At 73.2% G+C, this 18,635-nt stretch carries 20 protein-coding genes; 10 read left to right on the top strand and 10 right to left on the bottom strand.

All coding sequences use genetic code 11. The features are described 5' to 3' along the window. Positions 1-96: 96 nt before the first annotated feature. Positions 97-1,065 carry a helix-turn-helix transcriptional regulator gene (locus AW271_RS25855; protein ID WP_062340202.1) on the bottom strand — a complete coding sequence of 323 codons (969 nt, stop codon included), beginning with the start codon at positions 1,063-1,065 and terminating at the stop codon, positions 97-99. 56 nt (positions 1,066-1,121) lie between these two features. Between AW271_RS25855 and AW271_RS25860 the strand changes: the two genes are divergently transcribed. Further along, positions 1,122-1,880 (top strand): DeoR/GlpR family DNA-binding transcription regulator, encoded by a 759-nt coding sequence (locus tag AW271_RS25860; RefSeq protein WP_062340203.1) that lies wholly within the window; start codon positions 1,122-1,124, stop codon positions 1,878-1,880. 11 nt (positions 1,881-1,891) lie between these two features. Beyond that, the gene (locus tag AW271_RS25865) at positions 1,892-3,100 is read left to right on the top strand and encodes an MFS transporter (protein WP_062340204.1); all 1,209 of its coding nucleotides are present in this window, start codon (positions 1,892-1,894) and stop codon (positions 3,098-3,100) included. Here AW271_RS25865 and AW271_RS25870 read toward each other — a convergent pair. Genes AW271_RS25870 through AW271_RS25900 form a run of 7 tightly spaced genes read right to left on the bottom strand, consistent with a single transcriptional unit; the run spans position 3,036 to position 8,653 of the window. After that, positions 3,036-3,752 carry a sulfite exporter TauE/SafE family protein gene (locus AW271_RS25870; RefSeq protein WP_062340205.1) on the bottom strand — a complete coding sequence of 239 codons (717 nt, stop codon included), beginning with the start codon at positions 3,750-3,752 and terminating at the stop codon, positions 3,036-3,038. The two genes, AW271_RS25865 and AW271_RS25870, sit on opposite strands and share 65 nt — an antisense overlap. 48 nt (positions 3,753-3,800) lie before the next feature. After that, the gene (locus tag AW271_RS25875; RefSeq protein ID WP_062340206.1) at positions 3,801-4,664 is read right to left on the bottom strand and encodes a DUF2268 domain-containing putative Zn-dependent protease; all 864 of its coding nucleotides are present in this window, start codon (positions 4,662-4,664) and stop codon (positions 3,801-3,803) included. Positions 4,665-4,698: 34 nt separating this feature from the next. Beyond that, positions 4,699-5,781, bottom strand: coding sequence for a zinc-binding dehydrogenase (locus AW271_RS25880; protein ID WP_062340207.1), 1,083 nt, complete (start codon positions 5,779-5,781; stop codon positions 4,699-4,701). Beyond that, the gene (locus AW271_RS25885) at positions 5,778-6,182 is read right to left on the bottom strand and encodes an acyl-CoA thioesterase (protein WP_062340208.1); all 405 of its coding nucleotides are present in this window, start codon (positions 6,180-6,182) and stop codon (positions 5,778-5,780) included. The genes AW271_RS25880 and AW271_RS25885 overlap by 4 nt, the downstream gene beginning before the upstream one ends. Beyond that, on the bottom strand, positions 6,183-7,322 hold the full coding sequence (locus tag AW271_RS25890; protein WP_062340209.1) for an acyl-CoA dehydrogenase family protein: 1,140 nt from the start codon (positions 7,320-7,322) through the stop codon (positions 6,183-6,185). A 24-nt stretch (positions 7,323-7,346) separates the two neighbouring features. Continuing rightward, the gene (locus AW271_RS25895; protein ID WP_062340210.1) at positions 7,347-7,943 is read right to left on the bottom strand and encodes a TetR/AcrR family transcriptional regulator; all 597 of its coding nucleotides are present in this window, start codon (positions 7,941-7,943) and stop codon (positions 7,347-7,349) included. 17 nt (positions 7,944-7,960) lie between these two features. Then, positions 7,961-8,653 (bottom strand): hypothetical protein, encoded by a 693-nt coding sequence (locus AW271_RS25900; protein ID WP_062340211.1) that lies wholly within the window; start codon positions 8,651-8,653, stop codon positions 7,961-7,963. A gap of 234 nt (positions 8,654-8,887) precedes the next feature. On the opposite strand from AW271_RS25900, the gene AW271_RS25905 reads away from it, so the two are divergent. The 3 genes from AW271_RS25905 to AW271_RS25915 are packed head-to-tail and all read left to right on the top strand — an operon-like array spanning position 8,888 to position 11,735. Then, positions 8,888-9,892, top strand: coding sequence for an AAA family ATPase (locus AW271_RS25905; protein WP_083977275.1), 1,005 nt, complete (start codon positions 8,888-8,890; stop codon positions 9,890-9,892). Then, on the top strand, positions 9,889-10,791 hold the full coding sequence (locus AW271_RS25910) for a DUF58 domain-containing protein (RefSeq protein ID WP_062340213.1): 903 nt from the start codon (positions 9,889-9,891) through the stop codon (positions 10,789-10,791). Before AW271_RS25905 ends, AW271_RS25910 begins: the two co-directional genes overlap by 4 nt. Continuing rightward, entirely contained in the window at positions 10,788-11,735 is a 948-nt protein-coding gene (locus AW271_RS25915) for a VWA domain-containing protein (RefSeq protein ID WP_062340214.1), read from the top strand. Before AW271_RS25910 ends, AW271_RS25915 begins: the two co-directional genes overlap by 4 nt. A gap of 19 nt (positions 11,736-11,754) precedes the next feature. Here the strand turns inward: AW271_RS25915 and secD are convergent, their stop codons facing one another. Then, on the bottom strand, positions 11,755-14,001 hold the full coding sequence (gene secD, locus AW271_RS25920) for a protein translocase subunit SecD (RefSeq protein WP_062340215.1): 2,247 nt from the start codon (positions 13,999-14,001) through the stop codon (positions 11,755-11,757). A gap of 40 nt (positions 14,002-14,041) precedes the next feature. Next, on the bottom strand, positions 14,042-14,407 hold the full coding sequence (locus AW271_RS25925; RefSeq protein ID WP_062340216.1) for a hypothetical protein: 366 nt from the start codon (positions 14,405-14,407) through the stop codon (positions 14,042-14,044). A 189-nt stretch (positions 14,408-14,596) separates the two neighbouring features. On the opposite strand from AW271_RS25925, the gene AW271_RS25930 reads away from it, so the two are divergent. The 5 genes from AW271_RS25930 (at position 14,597) to AW271_RS25950 (ending at position 18,602) form a co-directional block, all read left to right on the top strand. Further along, the gene (locus AW271_RS25930; protein ID WP_062340217.1) at positions 14,597-15,187 is read left to right on the top strand and encodes a class I SAM-dependent methyltransferase; all 591 of its coding nucleotides are present in this window, start codon (positions 14,597-14,599) and stop codon (positions 15,185-15,187) included. Next, positions 15,184-15,729 (top strand): TrmH family RNA methyltransferase, encoded by a 546-nt coding sequence (locus AW271_RS25935; protein WP_062340218.1) that lies wholly within the window; start codon positions 15,184-15,186, stop codon positions 15,727-15,729. The genes AW271_RS25930 and AW271_RS25935 overlap by 4 nt, the downstream gene beginning before the upstream one ends. Positions 15,730-15,952: 223 nt before the next feature. After that, entirely contained in the window at positions 15,953-16,750 is a 798-nt protein-coding gene (locus AW271_RS25940; RefSeq protein WP_062340219.1) for a glycerophosphodiester phosphodiesterase family protein, read from the top strand. A gap of 2 nt (positions 16,751-16,752) precedes the next feature. Continuing rightward, positions 16,753-18,111, top strand: coding sequence for an MFS transporter (locus AW271_RS25945; protein ID WP_062340220.1), 1,359 nt, complete (start codon positions 16,753-16,755; stop codon positions 18,109-18,111). A 146-nt stretch (positions 18,112-18,257) separates the two neighbouring features. Beyond that, positions 18,258-18,602 (top strand): RNA polymerase-binding protein RbpA, encoded by a 345-nt coding sequence (locus AW271_RS25950; protein WP_030453745.1) that lies wholly within the window; start codon positions 18,258-18,260, stop codon positions 18,600-18,602. Positions 18,603-18,635 lie beyond the last annotated feature (33 nt).

Raw genomic sequence — 18,635 nt, forward strand, 5'->3', positions numbered from 1 at the left:
CCGGCCCCGCCCGGAGCAAACCATTTACCGTCGTCGCGAGGCTTTTTGCAGGTAAAGGTTGTCCTGCACTGCCCCGGCACCTTTACAAAGTAAGTCTCAGCGGTACATCTCCGCCATGCCGAGCGCCGCCTCGGCCATCATCGCGCGCAGGTCCGCCGGCCCCAGCACCTCGATCAGCGCGCCCATCCGCAGCAGCGTCCACCGCGCCCCGTTCAGCCCTTCCACCGGGATCTCCAGCACCGTCCACCCCGGGCGATCGGGGTCGGGCTCGGCCAGGGCCAGCGCGGGGGCGGCCCGCTCCTCCCCGATCGTGTACGCCAGCAGCCCCTCTCCCCCGGGCGCCAGCCGGATGCGGGCCGTCCCGGTGTACAGGCGCGCCGCGAACTCGGCCGAGAACCGCTCCCAGAAGGCCGGCAGGTCGAACTCGCCGCGCTCGAACCGCCCCGGCAGCCCGGCCAGCGTCAGGATGCGCGCCACCCGGTAGGTCCGCATCGACCCGTCGCACTCGGCCGCCAGGTACCACGACCCGCCCTTGAGCACCAGGCCGTAGGGCAGCACGTCGCGGCGCACCTCGGCCGGGCCCCACCGCCGGTAGGTCAGCCGCAGCGGGCGCTGCTCCCACACCGCCGCGGCGACCTCGGCCAGGAACGGCACGTCCTCGGCGCCCCGGTGCCAGCCGGGCACGTCGAGCAGGAACCGCTCGCGCATCCGGGCCGCCTGGGAGCGGGGGCCGGGCGGCAGCGCGGCCAGCAGCTTCAGCTCGGCGGCGGCCGCGAGCTCGGCGAGCCCCAGGTCGGCGGCCGGTCCGGGCAGCCCGGCCAGGAACAACGAGGACGCCTCGGCCTCGGTCAGCCCGGTCAGCTTCGTGCGGTAGCCGTCGAGCAGCTGGTATCCCCCGGCGGGTCCCCGGTCGGCGTAGATCGGGACCCCGGCCGACGACAGCGCCTCCATGTCGCGGTAGACGGTCCGGATCGACACCTCCAGCTCGGCGGACAGGTCCGCCGCCGTCATCCGCCCCCGGGTCTGCAGGAGCAGCAGCAGGGAGAGCAACCGGCTGGCACGCATGACGCCCAGTCTGTCCCATATTGCCGATCGAACAGAGTTCATGTTCAAATGAACACATGGAAAGTGCCGAAAGGCTCAACGCGATCATGGGCACGCTGCGGTCCGCCGACAGCGTGACCGTGGCCGATCTGGCCGGCCACTACGGCGTGTCGGAGATGACCATCCGCCGCGACCTCGACGAACTCGCCCAGCAGGGCGTCGTACGGCGGGTCCGCGGCGGCGCGCTCAGCCTCCTGCTGCGCGGCGAGGAACCCCCCTACGGGGCCCGTGAGCTGGAGGCGGTCGACGCCAAGAAGCGCATCGCCCAGGCCGTGGCCGGGCTGCTGTCCGACGGGGAGGCCGTCGTCCTCGACGGCGGCTCGACCCTGCTGGAGGTGGCGCGGGCGGTGCACGACCGCCGCCTGACCGTGCTGCCCCTGGCCCTGCGGTGCGCCACCGAACTGGCCACCGCGCCGAGGGTGAAACTCGTCATGCCCGGTGGGGAGGTGCGGCCGGTCGAGCTCAACCTCGTCGGCCCGCTCGCCGAGGCGTCCCTGCGGGCGCTGCGCTTCGACACCGCCGTCATCGGCTGCTGCGGATTGTCGGCCAAGCACGGCGTCACCGCCCACGACCTGGAGGACGTCGCGGTCAAGCAGGCGGCCATCGCCTCGGCCCGGCGCGTCATCGTGGCCTGCGACTCCGGCAAGTTCACCCGCACCGCCTTCGGCGCCGTCTGCTCCTTCGCGGGCCTGGACGTCGTCGTCACCGACACCGGCGTCCCGCCGGACGAACACGACGCCCTCACCGGAGCGGGCGTCACCGTCATCACCGCCTGAGGATCCCCCACATGTTGTTGCGCGCCCGCGTGGCCGTCTACGGGCTGTTCCTGATCTCCGGTGTCGCCCTGGGCACCTGGACCTCCCGCATCCCCGCCATCAAATCCGACCTGCGCCTCAGCGAGGGCGAACTGAGCCTGGCCCTGCTGGGCATCGCCGCCGGCGCCATCGCCGGCATGCAGGCCGTCGGCCGTCTGGTCGACCGCTACGGCTCCCGCCGCGTCATGATCCCCGTCGCCCTGCTGCAGGGCCCCGTGCTGGTGCTGCCCGCCGTCGCGCCGGGCCTCGTCGGGCTGGCCGCCGCGCTGCTGGCCTTCGGCGTCGTGCACGGCGTGCTGGACGTGTCGATGAACGCCAACGCCGTCATCGTCGAACGCCACTACCGCCGCCCGATCATGTCCTCCTTCCACGCCGTCTTCTCCGTCGGAGGGTTCTTCGGGGCCTCCACCGGCGGCCTGTTCGCGCACGCCGGCGCCAGCGTGGTGGCGACGTTCGCGACGGTCGGCGTGCTCATCCTGGCCGTCTCCCTGGTCTGCGCCCGCATGGCGCTGCCCGACGAGCTCGACCTGTCGCGCGCCCCCGCGCAGCAGGCGCCCGGCAAGACCGGCAACGCGATGGCCGGATGGGTGCTGTTCCTGGGCGTGCTGGCCTTCTGCTGCCTGGTCGGCGAAGGGTCGATGGCCGACTGGAGCTCGGTCTACCTGGTCGAGGACCTGCTGTCGGACGAGAGCGTCGGCGCCGCCGGATACGCCGCCTTCTCGATCATGATGACGGCCGGCCGGTTCGCCGGCGACAAGCTCGCCGCCTGGCTCGGCCCGGTCCTGCTGGTGCGCTGCTGCGGCGCGCTGGCCGGCGCCGGCCTGCTGACCGCCCTGCTGATCGGCCACCCGGTGGCCGGCATCGTCGGGTTCGGCCTGTTCGGGGCGGGGCTCTCGTGCATCATCCCGCAGGTGTTCTCCGCCGCCGGGCACCGCGACCCGGCCACCAGCGGCCGGGCGCTGGCCCGCGTCGCCAGCCTCGGGTACGCCGGCCTGCTCGTCGGCCCGGTCCTGATCGGCGGCATCGCCGAGCTCACCGGCCTGCCGTTCGCCCTCGGGGTCCCCGCGGTGATGGCCCTGTTCGTCGCCCTGGCCGCCGGAGCGCTGCGGCCCGTCGCTACAGCAGATCCCAGCCCAGCCGCAGCACCAGCGCCGACACCACAGTCAGCAGAACGACCCTGACGAACCCGGCGCCCCGCTTGAGCGCCATCCGCGCGCCGAGCTGGGCGCCGGCGATGTTGGCCACGCCCATCGCCAGCCCCAGCGCCCACACCACGTGCCCCTGCGCGGCGAACACGGCGATGGCGCCGACGTTCGTCCCCATATTGATGATCTTGGAGGTGGCCGAGGCCCGCACGAAGTCCATCCCGATCACGGACGTGAACACGATGATCAGGAAGGTGCCCGTGCCCGGCCCGATCAGCCCGTCGTAGAACGCGATCGCCACCCCCGCCGCCAGCACGGCGACCACCAGCCGCGCCCGGGTCCGCCGGTTGGGCAGCGCGACCGCGCCGAAGGAGGGCCGCAACGCCACGAAAGCGGCCACGCCCACCAGGATCACGATGATCAGCGGCTTGAGGACCGCCGGGTCGAGCAGCGCCGCCAGCAGCGCGCCGCCGGCCGAGCTCAGCACCGCCGCCACCCCCGCCGGGACGGCGATCCGGTCGACGCCGGTCCGGCGGGCGTAGGTGTAGGCGGCGCTGGTCGTGCCGAGGACCGAGGCGCTCTTGTTGGTGGCCAGCGCCTCGACCGGGGTGAGCCCGGCCAGCAGCAGGGCGGGCAGTTGCAGCAGCCCGCCGCCGCCCACCACGGCGTCGACCCACCCGGCCGCCATTGCGGCCAGTAGCAAAAGCAGGATTTGTCCCCCGGTCACGGGCCAGAACTATAGACCCGCGTTCGCGATGATCTCCGCGCTGGGCAGGGCCGTCGACTGGGCGGCCGTCAGCCCGGTCGCGGCCAGGTGAGCCTCGACGATCCGCCGCCCCACCGGATACCCGGCCATCGCCGGCAGCCCGACCGGCGTGCCGCCGAACCGCGCCGCCGCCGCGTCGCCGTGGACGTAGGCCGAGAAGTTCCGCATCCCCGTCAGCGACAGATTGTCGACGATCTTCCGGTACGCCCCCTCGAACTCCCCCTCGGCCAGCGAGTTCGCCCAGTACCCGAGGGTCCCGCCCACCTCGGCCGTGAAGGCGTCGGCCAGCCCCTCCGACACGATTTGCTCGCCCAGCTGAACCGTGGGCGGGTCCCACGTCACGTTGGCGTAGCGCACGTTGTGGTGGAACTCGTGCACCGCGCAGTCGGCGATGGCCCCGACGCTCTCCTCGGTCGGCCAGATCGTCAGGTGGATCCAGCCGGGGATGCCGCCCATGCCGAAGTAGCCGTGGCTGGTCCCGGTCAGATAGGCGTCGTCGGGGTTCCCCAGCACGAGCAGCACGTTCACGGTGTCGGCGACCGTGATGTCCGGCACGGCCGCCACCTGGTGCTCCCACGCCCGGTGCAGCGCCGCCTCGATGCGGGGGAGCACGCCGTCGAGCCGGTCGAGGGCCGGCGGGTAGCGGTCGTCGTCGCGGTCGGTGCGGAAGCCCGACCCCTGGTGGTGGAAGTCGGCCAGCGCCCCGGTGGTCAGCCACGGCATCGCGGCGGCCATCGGGGCGAGCAGGTCGCCGAGCAGCGCGGGCCGGCCGGCCAGCGGGGCCGCGAAGACCGCGCGCATGGCGGTCACGGTGTCGATCAGGTTGAGCTTCATGCCGGCGACCCTAAGGACTCCCGTTACGTGAGGCTCAACGCATTATCACGACCTGCCTGACCGCCTCGCCGGACGCCAGCCGGTCGAAGCCCTCGTTCACCTCATCCAGCCTCAGCCGGCCGGACAGCAGCCGGTCGACGGGGAGCACCCCGGACTCGTACATGGCGATGAACCTCGGCACGTCGCGGCGCGGCACGCACGAGCCCAGGTAGCTGCCGCGCAGCGTCTTCTCCTCGGCGACCAGCGACAGAGCCGGAACGGTCAGCGCGGCGCCGGGGGCGGGCAGGCCGACGGTGACGGTGACGCCGCCCGGGGCGGTGGCCGCGTACGCCTGGGCCAGGACCGGGGCGACGCCGGTGGTGTCGACGACCTTCACCGCTCCCCCGCCGGTCAGCTCCCTGACGTGGTCGACGGCGCCGGGTCCTCCCGGTACGGCGTGCGTCGCGCCCAGCGACAGGGCCAGGTCGCGTTTGCCCTCGACCAGGTCGACGCCGACGAGCGTGCTCACCCCGGCCGCCCTGGCCGCCAGCAGCGCCGACAGGCCGACCCCGCCGAGCCCGAACACCGCCACGCTGTCGCGCGGCCCGACCCCGGCGGCGTGCAGGGCGGCCCCCGCGCCGGTCAGCACCGCGCAGCCGAACAGCGCCGCCACCTCGAACGGCAGGCCCGGGGGCACCCTGACCGCCGAGCGGGCCGACACGACGGCGTACTCGGAGAAGGCCGACACGCCCAGGTGGTGGAACACCTCGCCGAGCCGCCGTCCGCCGCCCAGCAGGGCGCCGGCGCGGTTGGCCGCCGCGCCCGGCCCGCAGAGCGCGGGCCGCCCGGCCACGCACGGCGGGCAGGAGCCGCAGGCCGGGACGAAGGTGAGCACCACGTGGTCGCCGGGCACGAACTCCCGCGACCGCGACGCGGCGACCACCCCGGCCGCCTCGTGCCCGAGCGCCATCGGCAGCGGCCGGGGCCGCGAGCCGTCGATGACCGACAGGTCGGAGTGGCACAACCCCGCCGCCTCGATGCGGACCAGCAGCTCGCCCTCCTGCGGCGGCGCGAGGGTGAGCTCCCGGACGTCCAGGGGCCCGCCCCGCTCCACCAGCACGGCCGAACGCACCTTCACGCGACCACCAGCCTCTCCATCGCCGCCCGCATCCCGCCCTCGATCGGAGTCGGGCGGCGGGTGCGGCGGTCGACGAACACGTGGGTGAACTCGCCCTCGGCCAGCAGCCGCTCCCCCTCGAACAGGCCCAGCTCGTAGCGGACCGAGGAGGAGCCGAGCCGGCCCACGCGCAGCCCGACCCGGATGACCGCCGGGTAGGCGGCCTCGGCCTTGTAGGAGCAGCGCGACTCCACGCACAACCCGATCGCGTCGCCGCCCATCGGATCGAGGCCCGCCGAGGCGATCAGCCAGCGGTTGATCACCGAGTCCATCAGCTCGTAGTGGACGACGTTGTTCAGGTGCCCGTAGACGTCGTTGTCCCGCCAGCGCGTCGCCAGCTCGTCCCAGTGCGCGTACCCCATCTACAACCCCAGGTCCCGGCCGACGATCTCGCGCATGATCTCGCTCGACCCGGCCCAGATGCGGGTCACCCGCGCGTCGGCCCACGCCCGCGCGACCCGGTGTTCCCGCATGTAGCCGTACCCGCCGAACAGCTGCACGCACGCGTCGAGCACCCGCCACTGCACCTCCGACGACCACAACTTGGCCTTGGCCGCCTCCACCGCCGTCAGCTCCCGGGCCGCGTGGGCGGCCACGCACCCGTCGACGTAGGCGCGGGTCACCTCCAGCTCGGTGACCAGGTCGGCGAGGGTGAACTTGTTGTACTGGAAGGACCCCACCGGCTGCCCGAACGCCCGCCGCTCCCGCACGTAGGCGAGGGTCTCGGTCAGCGCCGCCCCGGCGTGCGCGAGGTTGGCGACGGCCGCGCCGAGCCGTTCCTGCGGCAGCCGCTCCATCATCGCGACGAACCCGCCGTCGACCGGCCCGATCACGTTCGCGGCCGGGACGCGGACGTCGCGGAAGAACAACTCGGCGGTGTCGGCCTCGGGCTGGCCCATCTTGTCGAGCTTGCGGCCCCGCTCGAACCCCGGCATGCCCTCTTCGACGCCGAACAGCGTGATGCCCTTCTTGCCCGGGCCGGTCCGGGCGGCGACGACCACCAGCCCGGCCTGGATGCCGTTGGTGATGAAGGTCTTGGACCCGTTGAGCACCCAGTGGTCCCCGTCCGGTACGGCGCTCGTGGTCAGCGCCGCCAGGTCGGAGCCGCCCCCGGGCTCGGTCATGCCGATCGCGGTGACCAGCTCGCCGGAGCAGAAGCCGGGCAGCCACCGCCGTTTCTGCTCCTCGGTGGTCAGGTCGACCAGGTAGGGGGCGACGATGTCGAAGTGGATGCCGAACCCCGAGGCCAGCGCCATCCCGTGGGCGGCCAGCTCCTCGTGCAGCACCGCGTTGAACCGGTAGTCGCCGGCCGCGCTGCCGCCGTACTCCTCGGGGATCTCCAGCCCGAGCAGCCCCTGCCGGCCGGCCGCGCGCCACACCGGCGGGCCGATGAGCCGCTCCTCGGCGAAGCGCTCGGCGTGGGGGTCGACCTCCCGGGCGACGAACTCCCTGACCGACTCCCGGAACGCCTCGTGGTCCGCCGTGTAGACCGTCCGCCGCATGACACCCTCCCGCTAAGCGATCGCTCAGCAGGGTAGCGCCCGGACCATCCGCAGGGCCAGATGGGCGTACAGCGCGCCGACGTCTTCTGGGGTGTCGGCGCCGCCGGGGCGGTACCAGCGGGAGACGTCCACGCACATCGACACGATCGCCCGGGTGGTGCCGGCGACGTCGGCCGCCTCGAAGACGCCCGCGGCCACCCCGGCGGCCACCTCGTCGCGGAACAGCGCCTCGATCCGGCGGCGCTCCCGGCGGATCGCCGCCCACTCGTCGGCGGCCAGCGCGCCGAGCTCGTTCTGGACGACCCGGCATCCGCGCTGGTGAGCGGCGTGAAAGCGGGCCAGTGCGTAGACCAGGGCGCGGAACCGCACGGCCGGGGCGTCCGCCTGCCGGGCCGCCTCCGCCACCGCCCGATGGGCCGCCTCGTGCACGATCAGCACGATTCGGGCCAGCAGCTCGGCCTTGGAGGGGAAGTGCACGTACATCGCCCCGGGGCTCAGCCCGGCGGCCGCGGCGATGTCGCGCGTCGAGGCGCCGCCGAAGCCGCGCTCAGCGAACAGGCCGACCGCGCCCACCACCAGGCGGCGGGCGGCCGGGGGCTCGACCGCATCCCACAACTCCATGAGGGGTAAGCGTACGCTTAGATGGCGTCGCCGGGGTCGTCGGAGCCGCCGGGAAGCGGCGTCGGGCTGCCCCCCTCGCTCGGTCCGGGCGACGGCGAGGGCTGCGTCGGCTCCGACTGCTCGGGCACCGGCGGCGGGGTCGGCACGAACACCGTCGGCGGCAGCGGCTGCGCCGGGATCGCCTCGTCGTCGCCCCGGAACAGGAACAACCACACCATCACCAAAAGCAGCAGCACCAGCACGGCCAGCACCGCCGAGGCCGTCGCCACCTGGCGCGGCGTCGCCGTCGGCGGCGGGGCGGGGGGAGGCGGCGCGGGCAGCGCCGGATTGCGGTCGCCCAGCCAGTAGGGCACGAAGTCGGGGCCGTGCCGGTCGCCGATCAGCATCCCGGACACCATGACCGGCTCGAGGAACTTCTCGGCACCCGGCCCGCCCGGCACGAACGGCGTCGCCGCCCACGGCGCCTCACCGCCGTCCCACGCCACCACGAACGGCGTGGCCGGACTCGCCCGGCGCACCCGCGACAGCAGCCCGCGCACCCCCGACCGGGCCGACTCGGCCTCCCTGATCCCGGTCACGAACCGGTCCCTGGCCGCCGCGTCGAGCGCCGCGCCGCGCGTCAGCACCACCACCGACACCGCCCGCCCGTCGGGCGCCTGCCCCAGGTAGACCAGACCCGCCGGGGCCGTCTGCAGGCGCGCCTGCAGCACGAACGGACCCAGCCGGGGCGGATCGCCATACTGGAGAGGAGTGGCCACACCCCATCAAAACACAACGAGACACCGACGGCCGGAACCCGCCCGAACGCACCCCGAATGCACAGGGTGTCCGCGGCGATCGCAACGGGCAGGGTGAGACCATGGTCTTTCCCGCCAAGTCACGATTGAATAACACGCATGATGGTTGCTGATGAAGGGCCGGGCACGTCCGTCGTGCCGGCGAACATGTCCGCAGGTGGCGGCGCCTCGACCGACGCCGACATGGGCGCGCTGCGCGACGCCCTGGCGGAGGTGCGGCGGGTCATCGTGGGGCAGGACCACATGGTCGAACGGCTCCTGGTCGCCCTGCTGGCGCGCGGCCACTGCCTGCTGGAGGGCGTCCCGGGCGTGGCCAAGACGCTGGCCGCCTCGACCCTGGCCACCGTGGTCGGCGGCACGTTCGCGCGCATCCAGTTCACTCCCGACCTGGTTCCCAGCGACATCGTCGGCACCCGCGTCTACCACCCCGGCACCGAACGCTTCGACGTCGAGCTCGGGCCGGTCTTCGTCAACTTCCTGCTCGCCGACGAGATCAACCGCGCCCCGGCCAAGGTGCAGTCGGCCCTCCTGGAGGTCATGGCCGAACGCCAGGTCTCCCTGGCCGGCGTCACCCACCCGCTGCCGCGCCCCTTCGTCGTGCTGGCCACCCAGAACCCGATCGAGTCCGAGGGCGTCTACCCGCTCCCCGAGGTGCAGCGCGACCGGTTCCTGTTCAAGGTCCGCGTCGGCCACCCCACCGCCAACGAGGAGCTGGAGATCCTCCACCGCATGAGCGTCACCCCGCCGACGCCCGACCCGATCCTCGACGCGGAGCGCCTGCTCTCGCTGCAGAAGTCGGCCGAGGCCGTGTCGGTCCACCAACTGGTGGCCGACTACGTCGTGCGCCTGGTGATGGCCACCCGCGCGCCCGCCGACTACGGGCTGCGGGAGCTGGAGGAGACCATCGAGATCGGGGTCAGCCCCCGCGCCACCCTCGGCCTGGTCGCCGCCGGCCGCGCCCTGGCGCTGCTGCGCGGCCGCGACTACCTGCTGCCCGACGACATCCGCGACGTCGCCGTCGACGTCATGTCCCACCGGCTCATGCTCACCTTCGACGCGCTGGCCGACGGCATCGAGCCCGAAGACGTCGTCCGCCAGATCCTCCACTCCGTGCCGCCGCCGCTGGTCGTCTGGAACCAGGGCCAGCGATGAAGGGCGCCGACTCCGCGCTGCGCAAACTGGAGCTGACCGTCGTGCGCCGGCTCGACGGTCTCCTCCAGGGCGGCCACCTGGGCCTGCTGCCCGGCCCCGGCAGCGAGTTCGGCGACACCCGCGTCTACGTCCCCGGAGAGGACGACACGCGGCGGATGGACTGGAACGTCACCGCCCGCACCACCGTCCCGCACGTCCGCGACCTCATCTCCGACCGCGAACTGGAGACCTGGGCGCTGGTCGACCTGACCGCCAGCATGGACTTCGGCACCGCCGACATGGACAAGCGCACCCTGGTCATCCACGCCGTCGGCGCGCTCGGCTTCCTGTCCAGCCGCGTCGGCGACCGCTTCGGCGCCTACGTGCTGCACGGCGAGGAGGTGCACCGCTACCCGGCCCGGCCCGGCCGCGCCAACCTGTTCGGCCTGCTCCAGTCGCTCACCGACGCCCCCCGCGCCCAGGGCACCAGCAGCCTGGGCGGCGCGATCGAGATGCTCGCCGCCGCCCACCGCCGCCGCGGCATGCGCGTGGTCGTCTCCGACTTCCTCGACGACCCCGGCGACTGGGAACGCCCCATCCGCCGCCTGGCCACCCGCCAGCAGGTGCTCGCCATCGAGGTGATCGACCCGCGCGAACTCGAACTGCCCGACGTCGGCCAGATCACCCTGCTCGACCCGGAGACCGGCCGCCACCGCGACATCCACCTCACCCGCCGCATCCGCGAACGCTACGCCGAGGCCGCCGCCGAGCAGCGGGAGAACAACCGGGCCGCGCTGCGCCGGGCCGGCGCCGACCACCTCGTCCTGCGCACCGACCGCGACTGGATGACCGACATCGCCCAGTTCGTGCTCCGGCAGCGCCGAACCGCACACCTGATGGCCCGGAGGGCCCGCGCATGATCTTCCTGTCCCCCGCGTGGCTCTGGCTGTTCGCCGCGCTGGTCGTCCTGGCCGTCGGCTACGTGGTCGTCCAGTTCGTCCGGCGCCGCTACGCGGTCCGCTTCACCAACCTGGCCCTGCTGGCCCTGGTCGCGCCCGAGAAGCCCGGCTGGCGCCGCCACCTGACGGCCGGGCTGTTCCTGGCCATGATGAGCCTGCTGGTGCTCGGCGCCGCCCGGCCCGCCGACGAGGTGCGGGTGCCGCGCGACCGCGCCACCATCATGATCGCCGTCGACATCTCGTTGTCGATGGAGGCCGCCGACGTCGCCCCGACCCGCATGGTCGCCGCCCGCCAGGCCGCCGAACGGTTCGTCCAGGACCTGCCCGAGCGCTTCAACGTCGGCGTCGTCTCCTTCGCCCGCTCGGCCGCCGTGGCGATCCCGCCCACCACCGACCACGCCGCCGTGGTCAACACCATCCGCAACCTGACCACCCGGCCCGGCACCGCCATCGGTGAGGCCGTCTTCAACTCCCTCGACGCCATCCGCTCCTTCGACCAGCAGGCCGTCACCGACCCCCCGCCCGCCGCGATCGTGCTGCTGTCCGACGGCGACAACACCAGCGGCCGGTCGGTCAACGAGGCCGTCGAGGCCGCCGCCGGCGGCAAGGTCCCGGTCTCCACCATCGCCTACGGCACCCCCGAGGGCACCGTCGCCATCGACGGCCGCAGCGTCCAGGTGCCGGTCAACAAGCAGACCCTCCAGTCGCTCGCCGACGGCACCAACGGCCGCGCCTACACCGCCGAGTCCGGCGACGAACTGCGCGAGGTGTACGCCCAGATCGGCACCAGCCTCGGCTACCGCGTCGTCCACCAGGAGATCACCCAGCGGTTCATCATCGGCGCCGTCATCGCCGGACTGCTGGTGGCGGGATCGGCGCTGGTGCTCGGCACCCGCATCCCCTGACGCGGGCGCCGAGCCCGGTTCACACGACGGCTCCCGTTCCCGTCCGGCTCCGGCGGGGCGCGGGCGGTGAGGGCGGCGGCTGCCCGCCGAGCCGTTCGAGCTCGACCGCGACAGGACCGGCCACCAGCGACGACGACGCGGTCCCCACCACGATCCCGGTGACCAGCGCCACGGCGAAGTCCCGCAGGGAGTCGCCGCCGAACACCATCAGGGCCACCAGGATGAATAGCGCCCCCAGCCCGGTGTTGACCGTTCGCGGCACCGTCTGCAGGATCGCCGCGTTCACGACGTCCGGGAACCGGGCCGAGGGACTCGCCCGCCACACCTCGCGGACCCGGTCGAAGACGACCACCTTGTCGTTGACGGAGTAGCCGACGACGGTCAGCATGGCCGCCAGGAACACCCCGTCGACCGGCCGGCCCAGCCAGGCGAACAGGCCCACCACCGCCAGCGCGTCCACGACCAGCGCCAGCACCGACGCCACGGCGAAGGTCCACCGGAAACGCAGCGTCAGGTAGGCCAGCTGCGCCGCCAGCGCCACCCCGAGCGCGATCACCGCGTTGCGGCGCAGCTCCTCCCCCAGGCTGGGGCCGACCATCTCGTCGCGCCGCTTGCTCACCTCACCCACCCGCGCCTCCAGGGCCCGTTCGATCGCCGCGACGTCGTCGGCGCCGATCTGCCCCGCCCGCACCGACACCGCGGCCACCGAACCCCGCACGGAGGTCTGGACGGTCGCCGACGCGTGCCCCGCCTCGGCCACCGCCTGCCGCGCCACCTCCCCGCTCACCGGCCGCGCGGCGGTGAACTCGATCATCCGGCCCCCGGTGAACTCCACCCCGAAGTTCAGCCCGTGCACGACCAGACCGGCCACGGCCACCCCGGCCAGCAGGACCGCCCCGGCCAGCCACCGCCGCCCGGCGGCCATGAGCCGGGGGTCGCGCCGCGCGATCCACGTCCTGACCCGGCCGGGCGAGGCCAGACCCGACCACCGCCCGCCGACCACGCCGGCGAGGGAGTGCGTCAGCACCCGGGTGACGAGCAGGGCCGACACGAGCGCCGCGAACACGCCGATGGCCAGGGTCACGCCGAAACCGCGCACCGGCCCGGACGCCAGCCAGAACAGCAGACCCGCCGCCAGCAGCGTGGTGACGTTGGAGTCGGCGATGGCGCTCCACGCCCGCGCGAAACCCCGATCCAGCGCCGCCCGCAGACCCCGCCCCGGCGCCCGCCCGTACTCCTCCCGGGCCCGCTCGAAGACCAGCACGTTGGCGTCCACCGCCATGCCGACCGCCAGGACGAACCCGGCCAGCCCCGGCAGGGTGAGCGTCGCCCCGAGCGCCAGCAGCGCCGCATAGGAGATCAACCCGTACGTCGCCAGCGCCACCGCCGCCGTCAACCCCGACAGCCGGTAGACGACGACGATGAACACCGCCGTGAGCAGCACCCCGGCGACGCCCGCCTTGGCGCTGGCCTCGATCGCCTCCGCGCCGAGCGTGGGCCCGACGGTCCGCTGCTCGATCAGCGTCAGCGGGACGGGCAGGGCGCCCCCCTTGATCAGCATGGCCAGGTCACGCGCCTCCTCGAAGGCGAAGGAGCCGGTGATCTGGGTCGAGCCGCCCGGGATGCCGACCCGGCACGCCACCCCCGGATCGACCTGCGGCGAGGAGACGACCTCGTCGTCCAGCACGATGGCCACCCGCCGCCGGGGATCGCCGGGCTCGTGGCACGCCGCCTCGGCCGTCAGCCGCCGCCACTCGTCGGCGCCGTGGAAGTCGAGGCCGACGAACCAGCCGGGGCCCTGCGCCGGATCGGTGCGCGCGACGGCGTCCCGCACGTCGCCGCCGGTGATCGCGGCCGGGCCGACCCGCAGCGGCCGGCCCGACTCGTCGGTCAGATCACGCCCGCGATCCCCGGCCGGACCGAGCACGGGATGGAAGGTGAGCTGCGCCGTCCGGCCGATGACCTCGGCGGCCTGACGGGGGTCGAGCACACCGGGCAGCTCGACGACGATGCGCCGCTCCCCGGAGCGCAGCAGGGTGGGGTCGACCACGCCGAGCGCGTCGGCGCGCCGGCGCAGCACGTCCAGCGCGCGGTCGGCGGCCCCGGCGTCGGCCTCGGCCATCGGCCCGTCCCGGGTCTCGAACACGAGCTGGGTGCCGCCACGCAGGTCCAGCCCGAGACGTGGCGAAAGGGTGAGCGTGAGCAGCAGAGCGGTGACGACGACGACGCACGCCGCCACCGCGCGCCAAAAGGGCGCACGGAACATGAGAAAGCCTCCACGGCCATCGCAGAAGGGGAAAGGGACCTCAGCGCGTCGTGGCAGAAGGAGGAGCCCGTGCCGGAGCCCGGCCGGCCGCCGGTCGCGGCACGGCCGAGAACGACCCGGCGACGGCCGCGACCGCCCGCAGGACCGGAGCCGGCCACCCGATGGACGGCAGCACCGCCGGCAGGAGCAGCGGCGCGGCCACACCCCAGCCGGGCCGCAGCCGGGGCGGGGCGGTGTCGTGATCGGCGGCCGGAGCCGGATCGCCCCACTGGGCGAGCGGCGCGGACGCCACGCCGGCGACCGCCACCGGGAGACCGGGCGCCCCAGGGGACGCGCTCGCCGGTGCGGGACCCAGCAGGAAGGCCGACAGCAGCAGGAGCAGCGCGACGGGCAGTCTCCTCCGCACGTCTCCTCCTGACTTCCGGGGGGTTTCGCGCCACCGTACCCCGCGACCGGGAGCGGCGCGCCGCTGCGCCGACCGCGTGGGCGCCATCCCGTCGAGCGGCACGAGGCCGCCTGACCCGGCCTGCCCGGGGGCGCACCCGCTCCCGGGCCGGAACCCGCACCCCCGGAAGCTGGGGTAACGTTCCGGCCCGTGCACTACTTCGACGAGCGGCCGCAGGCCGAGAGCCGGCCCGCCACGGTCACGCTGGTGCTGCCCGACCTGCACCTGCGGCTCGAGACCGACCGGGGCGTGTTCTCCCCCGACCGCGTCGACACCGGCACCAAGATCCTGCTGGAGTCGGTGCCGCCCCCGCCGGCCTCGGGCGACCTGCTCGATCTGGGCTGCGGCTACGGGCCGATCGCGCTCACGATGGCGACCCGGTCGCCGCAGGCGACCGTCTGGGCCGTGGACATCAACCGTCGGTCACTCGTTCTGACGGAGCGCAACGCCACGGCCGCCCGCCTTGACAAAGTAAGGTGCGTGCACGCCGACGAGATGCCCGACGACGTGCGGTTCGCCGCGATCTGGTCCAACCCGGCCATCCGCATCGGCAAGCCCGCCCTCCACGCCATGCTCACCCGCTGGCTCGACCGGCTGCTCCCCGACGGGGCCGCCTACCTCGTCGTGCAGAAACACCTCGGCTCCGACTCCCTGCAAAAGTGGCTCACCGAGCAGGGCTTCGGCGCCACCCGCCACGCCTCCCGCGCCGCCTACCGCATCCTGAAAGTGACTCCTCGATGACGACCCCGAACCCGCGCCGCCAACTCCGCCCGACCGACGTCAAGCGGCTCAACCGCACCTGGCGCCGCAACACGGCCGGCCGCCTCGGGATGATCGTCGAATCGGTGACCGGGCCGTTCAACATCGGTTCCATCTTCCGTACGGCCGCCGCCTTCGGCGTCGACGTGATCTGGCTGGCCGGCAACGCGACCCCGCCGACCAACCCCAAGGCGCAGAAGACCGCCCTGGGGACCGACCGGCTGGTCGAGTGGCACGAGCCGGTCCCGGCCGCCCAGGCCGTGCGCGCGGCCAAGGACGACGGGTTCACCGTCGTGGCGATCGAGCTCACCGGCGACGCCGTCCCGCTCCACGAGGCCAAGCTGACCGGCGACGTGTGCCTGGTGGTGGGCAGCGAAGACCACGGCTGCTCCCCCGCCGTCCTGGAGTCGGCCGACGCGGTCGCCTACATCCCGCAGGTGGGCCGCGTCGGCTCCTTCAACGTCTCCGTCGCGGCGGCCATCGCCCTGGCCGAGGCCCGCCGCCAGGAGTGGGCCGCCCTCTAGGAGGGCGTCAGCCGGCCGGGCAGCCGCGCGAAGCCGATCGCCGACCCGGCCGCCGGTTCGCAGCTCAGCCGGTCCAGGTCGACGGCGGGCAAGAGCATGGTCCTCACCGGTTCACCTGTCCTTCCGATGCCGTTCGCCGGGACATATCCCGTCACGAAACAGGGCGTTCCATGCCGGGACGGCGAGTGGAACGGGGGCCCTCACACCGGGCATACTCACGCTCGTGCAGCGACGGTTCGCCTTCCTCGACCATCCCGGGCCGCTGGCCTTCGCCCACCGGGGCGGGGCCGCCGAGGGACGCGAGAACACGATGGCCGCCTTCGAGAAGGCCGTCGCCATGGGCTACTCCTACCTGGAGACCGACGTCCACGCGACCGCCGACGGGGTGCTCGTCGCCTTCCACGACCACACCCTCGACCGGGTCACCGACCGGCGCGGGCGCATCTCCCGGCTGCCCTACCGCGAGGTCGCCAAGGCCCGCATCGGCGGCGTCGACCCGATCCCGCTGCTGGAGGACCTGCTCGGCGCCTGGCCCGAGGTGCGGGTCAACATCGACGTCAAGGAGTCGCCGGCGATCGTGCCGCTGGCGCGGGTGCTGCGGCGAACCGGCGCCTCCGCGCGGGTGTGCCTGACCTCCTTCTCCGACATGCGGCTCGCGCAGGCCCGGCGGGCGTGCGGGCCCGAGGTGTGCTCGGCGATGGGGCCGCGCGCGATCGCGGCGCTGCGCACCGCCTCGGCGCGCGGCGGCGGGCGGCTGCTGGCGGGGCTGGCCCGCGCGGGCGTGCCGTGCGCCCAGGTGCCCGTCGGCTGGCGGGGGCTGCGCGTGGTCACCCCGGCGTTCGTGCGCACCGCCCACGAGATCGGCGTGCAGGTCCACGTGTGGACCATCGACGACCGGCCGTCCATGGAACGCCTGCTCGACCTCGGGGTCGACGGGATCATGACCGACAACATCACCGGCCTGCGCGAGGTGCTCACCGCACGCGGCCAGTGGAGTCCCCGCCCACCTGAGAGCGAGTAGGAATGGCTTCCCCCCAGGTCATCGACGAGAGCCCGCAGGCCAGAACCCGCGAGCAAAAAGGCTGGTACTGGTACGACTGGGCCAACTCGGCCTTCCCGACCACGGTCATGACCGTGTTCCTCGGGCCCTACCTGACCGAGATCGCCGAGCAGGCCGCCAACGGCGCGCCGTTCGTCGACGTGATCGGGTTCGACATCCGGCCCTCGGCCTACTACTCGTTCGTCGTCGGCGTGGCGGCGGTCTTCCAGATCGTCGTCATGCTGATCGCCGGCGCGCTGGCCGACCACACCGGGCGCAAGAAGGAGATCCTCGGGTTCTTCGCCTACCTGGGGTCGGCGGCCACCCTGCTCATGTGGTTCGTCGCCGACGGCGCGTACATCCTGGGCGGCGTGTTGTTCATCGTCGGCCAGACCAGCTTCGCGGCCGCGATGGTGGTCTACAACTCCTTCCTGCCGCAGATCGCCACGCCGGAGGAGCGCGACAGCGTGTCGGCGCGCGGCTGGGGCTTCGGCTACCTGGGCGGCGGGCTGCTGCTCGTGGTCAACCTCGGGCTGTTCCTGAACGCCGAGGCGATCGGCATCTCGACCGGCACGGCGGTGCGCCTGGCGCTGGCCTCGGCCGGCCTGTGGTGGGGTGCGTTCACGATCATCCCGCTGCTGCGGCTGCGCAACCGGCGCGGCCAGGCGGCCAGGGACGAGGGCGCCGGCCGGGCCGTGGTGCTCAGCGTGCGCCAGCTCGGCCTGACCATCCGCGACCTGGTCACCCGCTATCCGCTGACGCTGGTCTTCCTGCTGGCGTACATCGCCTACAACGACGGCGTGCAGACGGTGATCAGCTTCTCGGCGACCTACGCCGACCAGGAACTGCGCCTGGGCGAGACCGAGCGCATCGGCGCGATCCTGATGGTGCAGTTCGTGGCGTTCTTCGGCGCGATCCTGCTGGGCCGGGTCGCGGTCAGGATCGGCACCCGCAAGACCGTGCTCTGGTCGCTGGCCGGCTGGTGCGGGGTCGTGGCCGCCGCCTACTTCGTGCCGCCGGAGCGGCCGCTGCTGTTCTTCGCCCTCGGGTTCGCCATCGCGATCGTGATGGGGGGAACACAAGCCCTGTCGCGGTCGTTGTTCTCCCACGTGATCCCGAAGGGGCGGGAAGCGGAGTATTACAGCCTCTACGAGATCAGTGACAAGGGTGCGACGCTCATCGGATCCTTCACCCTGGGCCTGGCCCTCCAGCTCACCGACAGCTACCGGTACGGCATCGTCTCGCTGGTGATCTTCTTCATCATCGGCGGGGTGCTGCTCGCGTCGGTCAACCTGCCGAAGGCGATCAGGGCCGCGGGCAACGACGTGCCAGAACGGATTTGACGGCGAATCGGTTCACGAGCGCCGGAAAAAGCGCGATTGGATCACGTCTTGGGTGGGAATCCACACACGGTATCAGGCGTTGTACCCGGTGGAGACCAACCCCTCTATAGCTGTGTCGTATAGGGGGACCTCAGGAGGCTTAGAACATGGGCGAGCGTGCACTTCGCGGTACCCGGCTCGGCGCGACCAGCTACGAGAACGACCGCAACACCGATCTGGCACCCCGCCAGGAGGTGTCCTACACCTGCCCCAGGGGTCACCACACCACCGTTCCACTGGCCGCCGAGGCCGAGATCCCCGCGAGCTGGGAGTGCCGTCACTGCGGCTCCCCCGCGCTCCGGGTCGACGCCGAGCAGCCCCAGCAGAAGAAGGCCAAGCCCCCGCGCACCCATTGGGACATGCTGCTGGAGCGGCGTTCGATCGAAGACCTCGAAGAGGTCCTGAACGAGCGACTGGCCATTCTGCGGGCCCAGCGGCGCAAGAGCGCATAGGCCCCATCCCACCACCGACGCGAGGGCGCCCTC

Origin of the sequence: Herbidospora sakaeratensis, assembly GCF_001570525.1 — a bacterium.
In the GTDB taxonomy this organism is placed as follows: domain Bacteria; phylum Actinomycetota; class Actinomycetes; order Streptosporangiales; family Streptosporangiaceae; genus Herbidospora; species Herbidospora sakaeratensis.

Bases quoted from the DNA above. Each gene is read 5' to 3' on its own strand.
- AW271_RS25855 (WP_062340202.1), bottom strand. From the start codon at position 1,065: ATGCGTGCCAGCCGGTTGCTCTCCCTGCTGCTGCTCCTGCAGACCCGG.
- AW271_RS25860 (WP_062340203.1), top strand. From the start codon at position 1,122: ATGGAAAGTGCCGAAAGGCTCAACGCGATCATGGGCACGCTGCGGTCC.
- AW271_RS25865 (WP_062340204.1), top strand. From the start codon at position 1,892: ATGTTGTTGCGCGCCCGCGTGGCCGTCTACGGGCTGTTCCTGATCTCC.
- AW271_RS25870 (WP_062340205.1), bottom strand. From the start codon at position 3,752: ATGGCGGCCGGGTGGGTCGACGCCGTGGTGGGCGGCGGCGGGCTGCTG.
- AW271_RS25875 (WP_062340206.1), bottom strand. From the start codon at position 4,664: ATGAAGCTCAACCTGATCGACACCGTGACCGCCATGCGCGCGGTCTTC.
- AW271_RS25885 (WP_062340208.1), bottom strand. From the start codon at position 6,182: ATGGGGTACGCGCACTGGGACGAGCTGGCGACGCGCTGGCGGGACAAC.
- AW271_RS25890 (WP_062340209.1), bottom strand. From the start codon at position 7,322: ATGCGGCGGACGGTCTACACGGCGGACCACGAGGCGTTCCGGGAGTCG.
- AW271_RS25895 (WP_062340210.1), bottom strand. From the start codon at position 7,943: ATGGAGTTGTGGGATGCGGTCGAGCCCCCGGCCGCCCGCCGCCTGGTG.
- AW271_RS25905 (WP_083977275.1), top strand. From the start codon at position 8,888: ATGTCCGCAGGTGGCGGCGCCTCGACCGACGCCGACATGGGCGCGCTG.
- AW271_RS25910 (WP_062340213.1), top strand. From the start codon at position 9,889: ATGAAGGGCGCCGACTCCGCGCTGCGCAAACTGGAGCTGACCGTCGTG.
- AW271_RS25915 (WP_062340214.1), top strand. From the start codon at position 10,788: ATGATCTTCCTGTCCCCCGCGTGGCTCTGGCTGTTCGCCGCGCTGGTC.
- secD (WP_062340215.1), bottom strand. From the start codon at position 14,001: ATGTTCCGTGCGCCCTTTTGGCGCGCGGTGGCGGCGTGCGTCGTCGTC.
- AW271_RS25935 (WP_062340218.1), top strand. From the start codon at position 15,184: ATGACGACCCCGAACCCGCGCCGCCAACTCCGCCCGACCGACGTCAAG.
- AW271_RS25945 (WP_062340220.1), top strand. From the start codon at position 16,753: ATGGCTTCCCCCCAGGTCATCGACGAGAGCCCGCAGGCCAGAACCCGC.
- AW271_RS25950 (WP_030453745.1), top strand. From the start codon at position 18,258: ATGGGCGAGCGTGCACTTCGCGGTACCCGGCTCGGCGCGACCAGCTAC.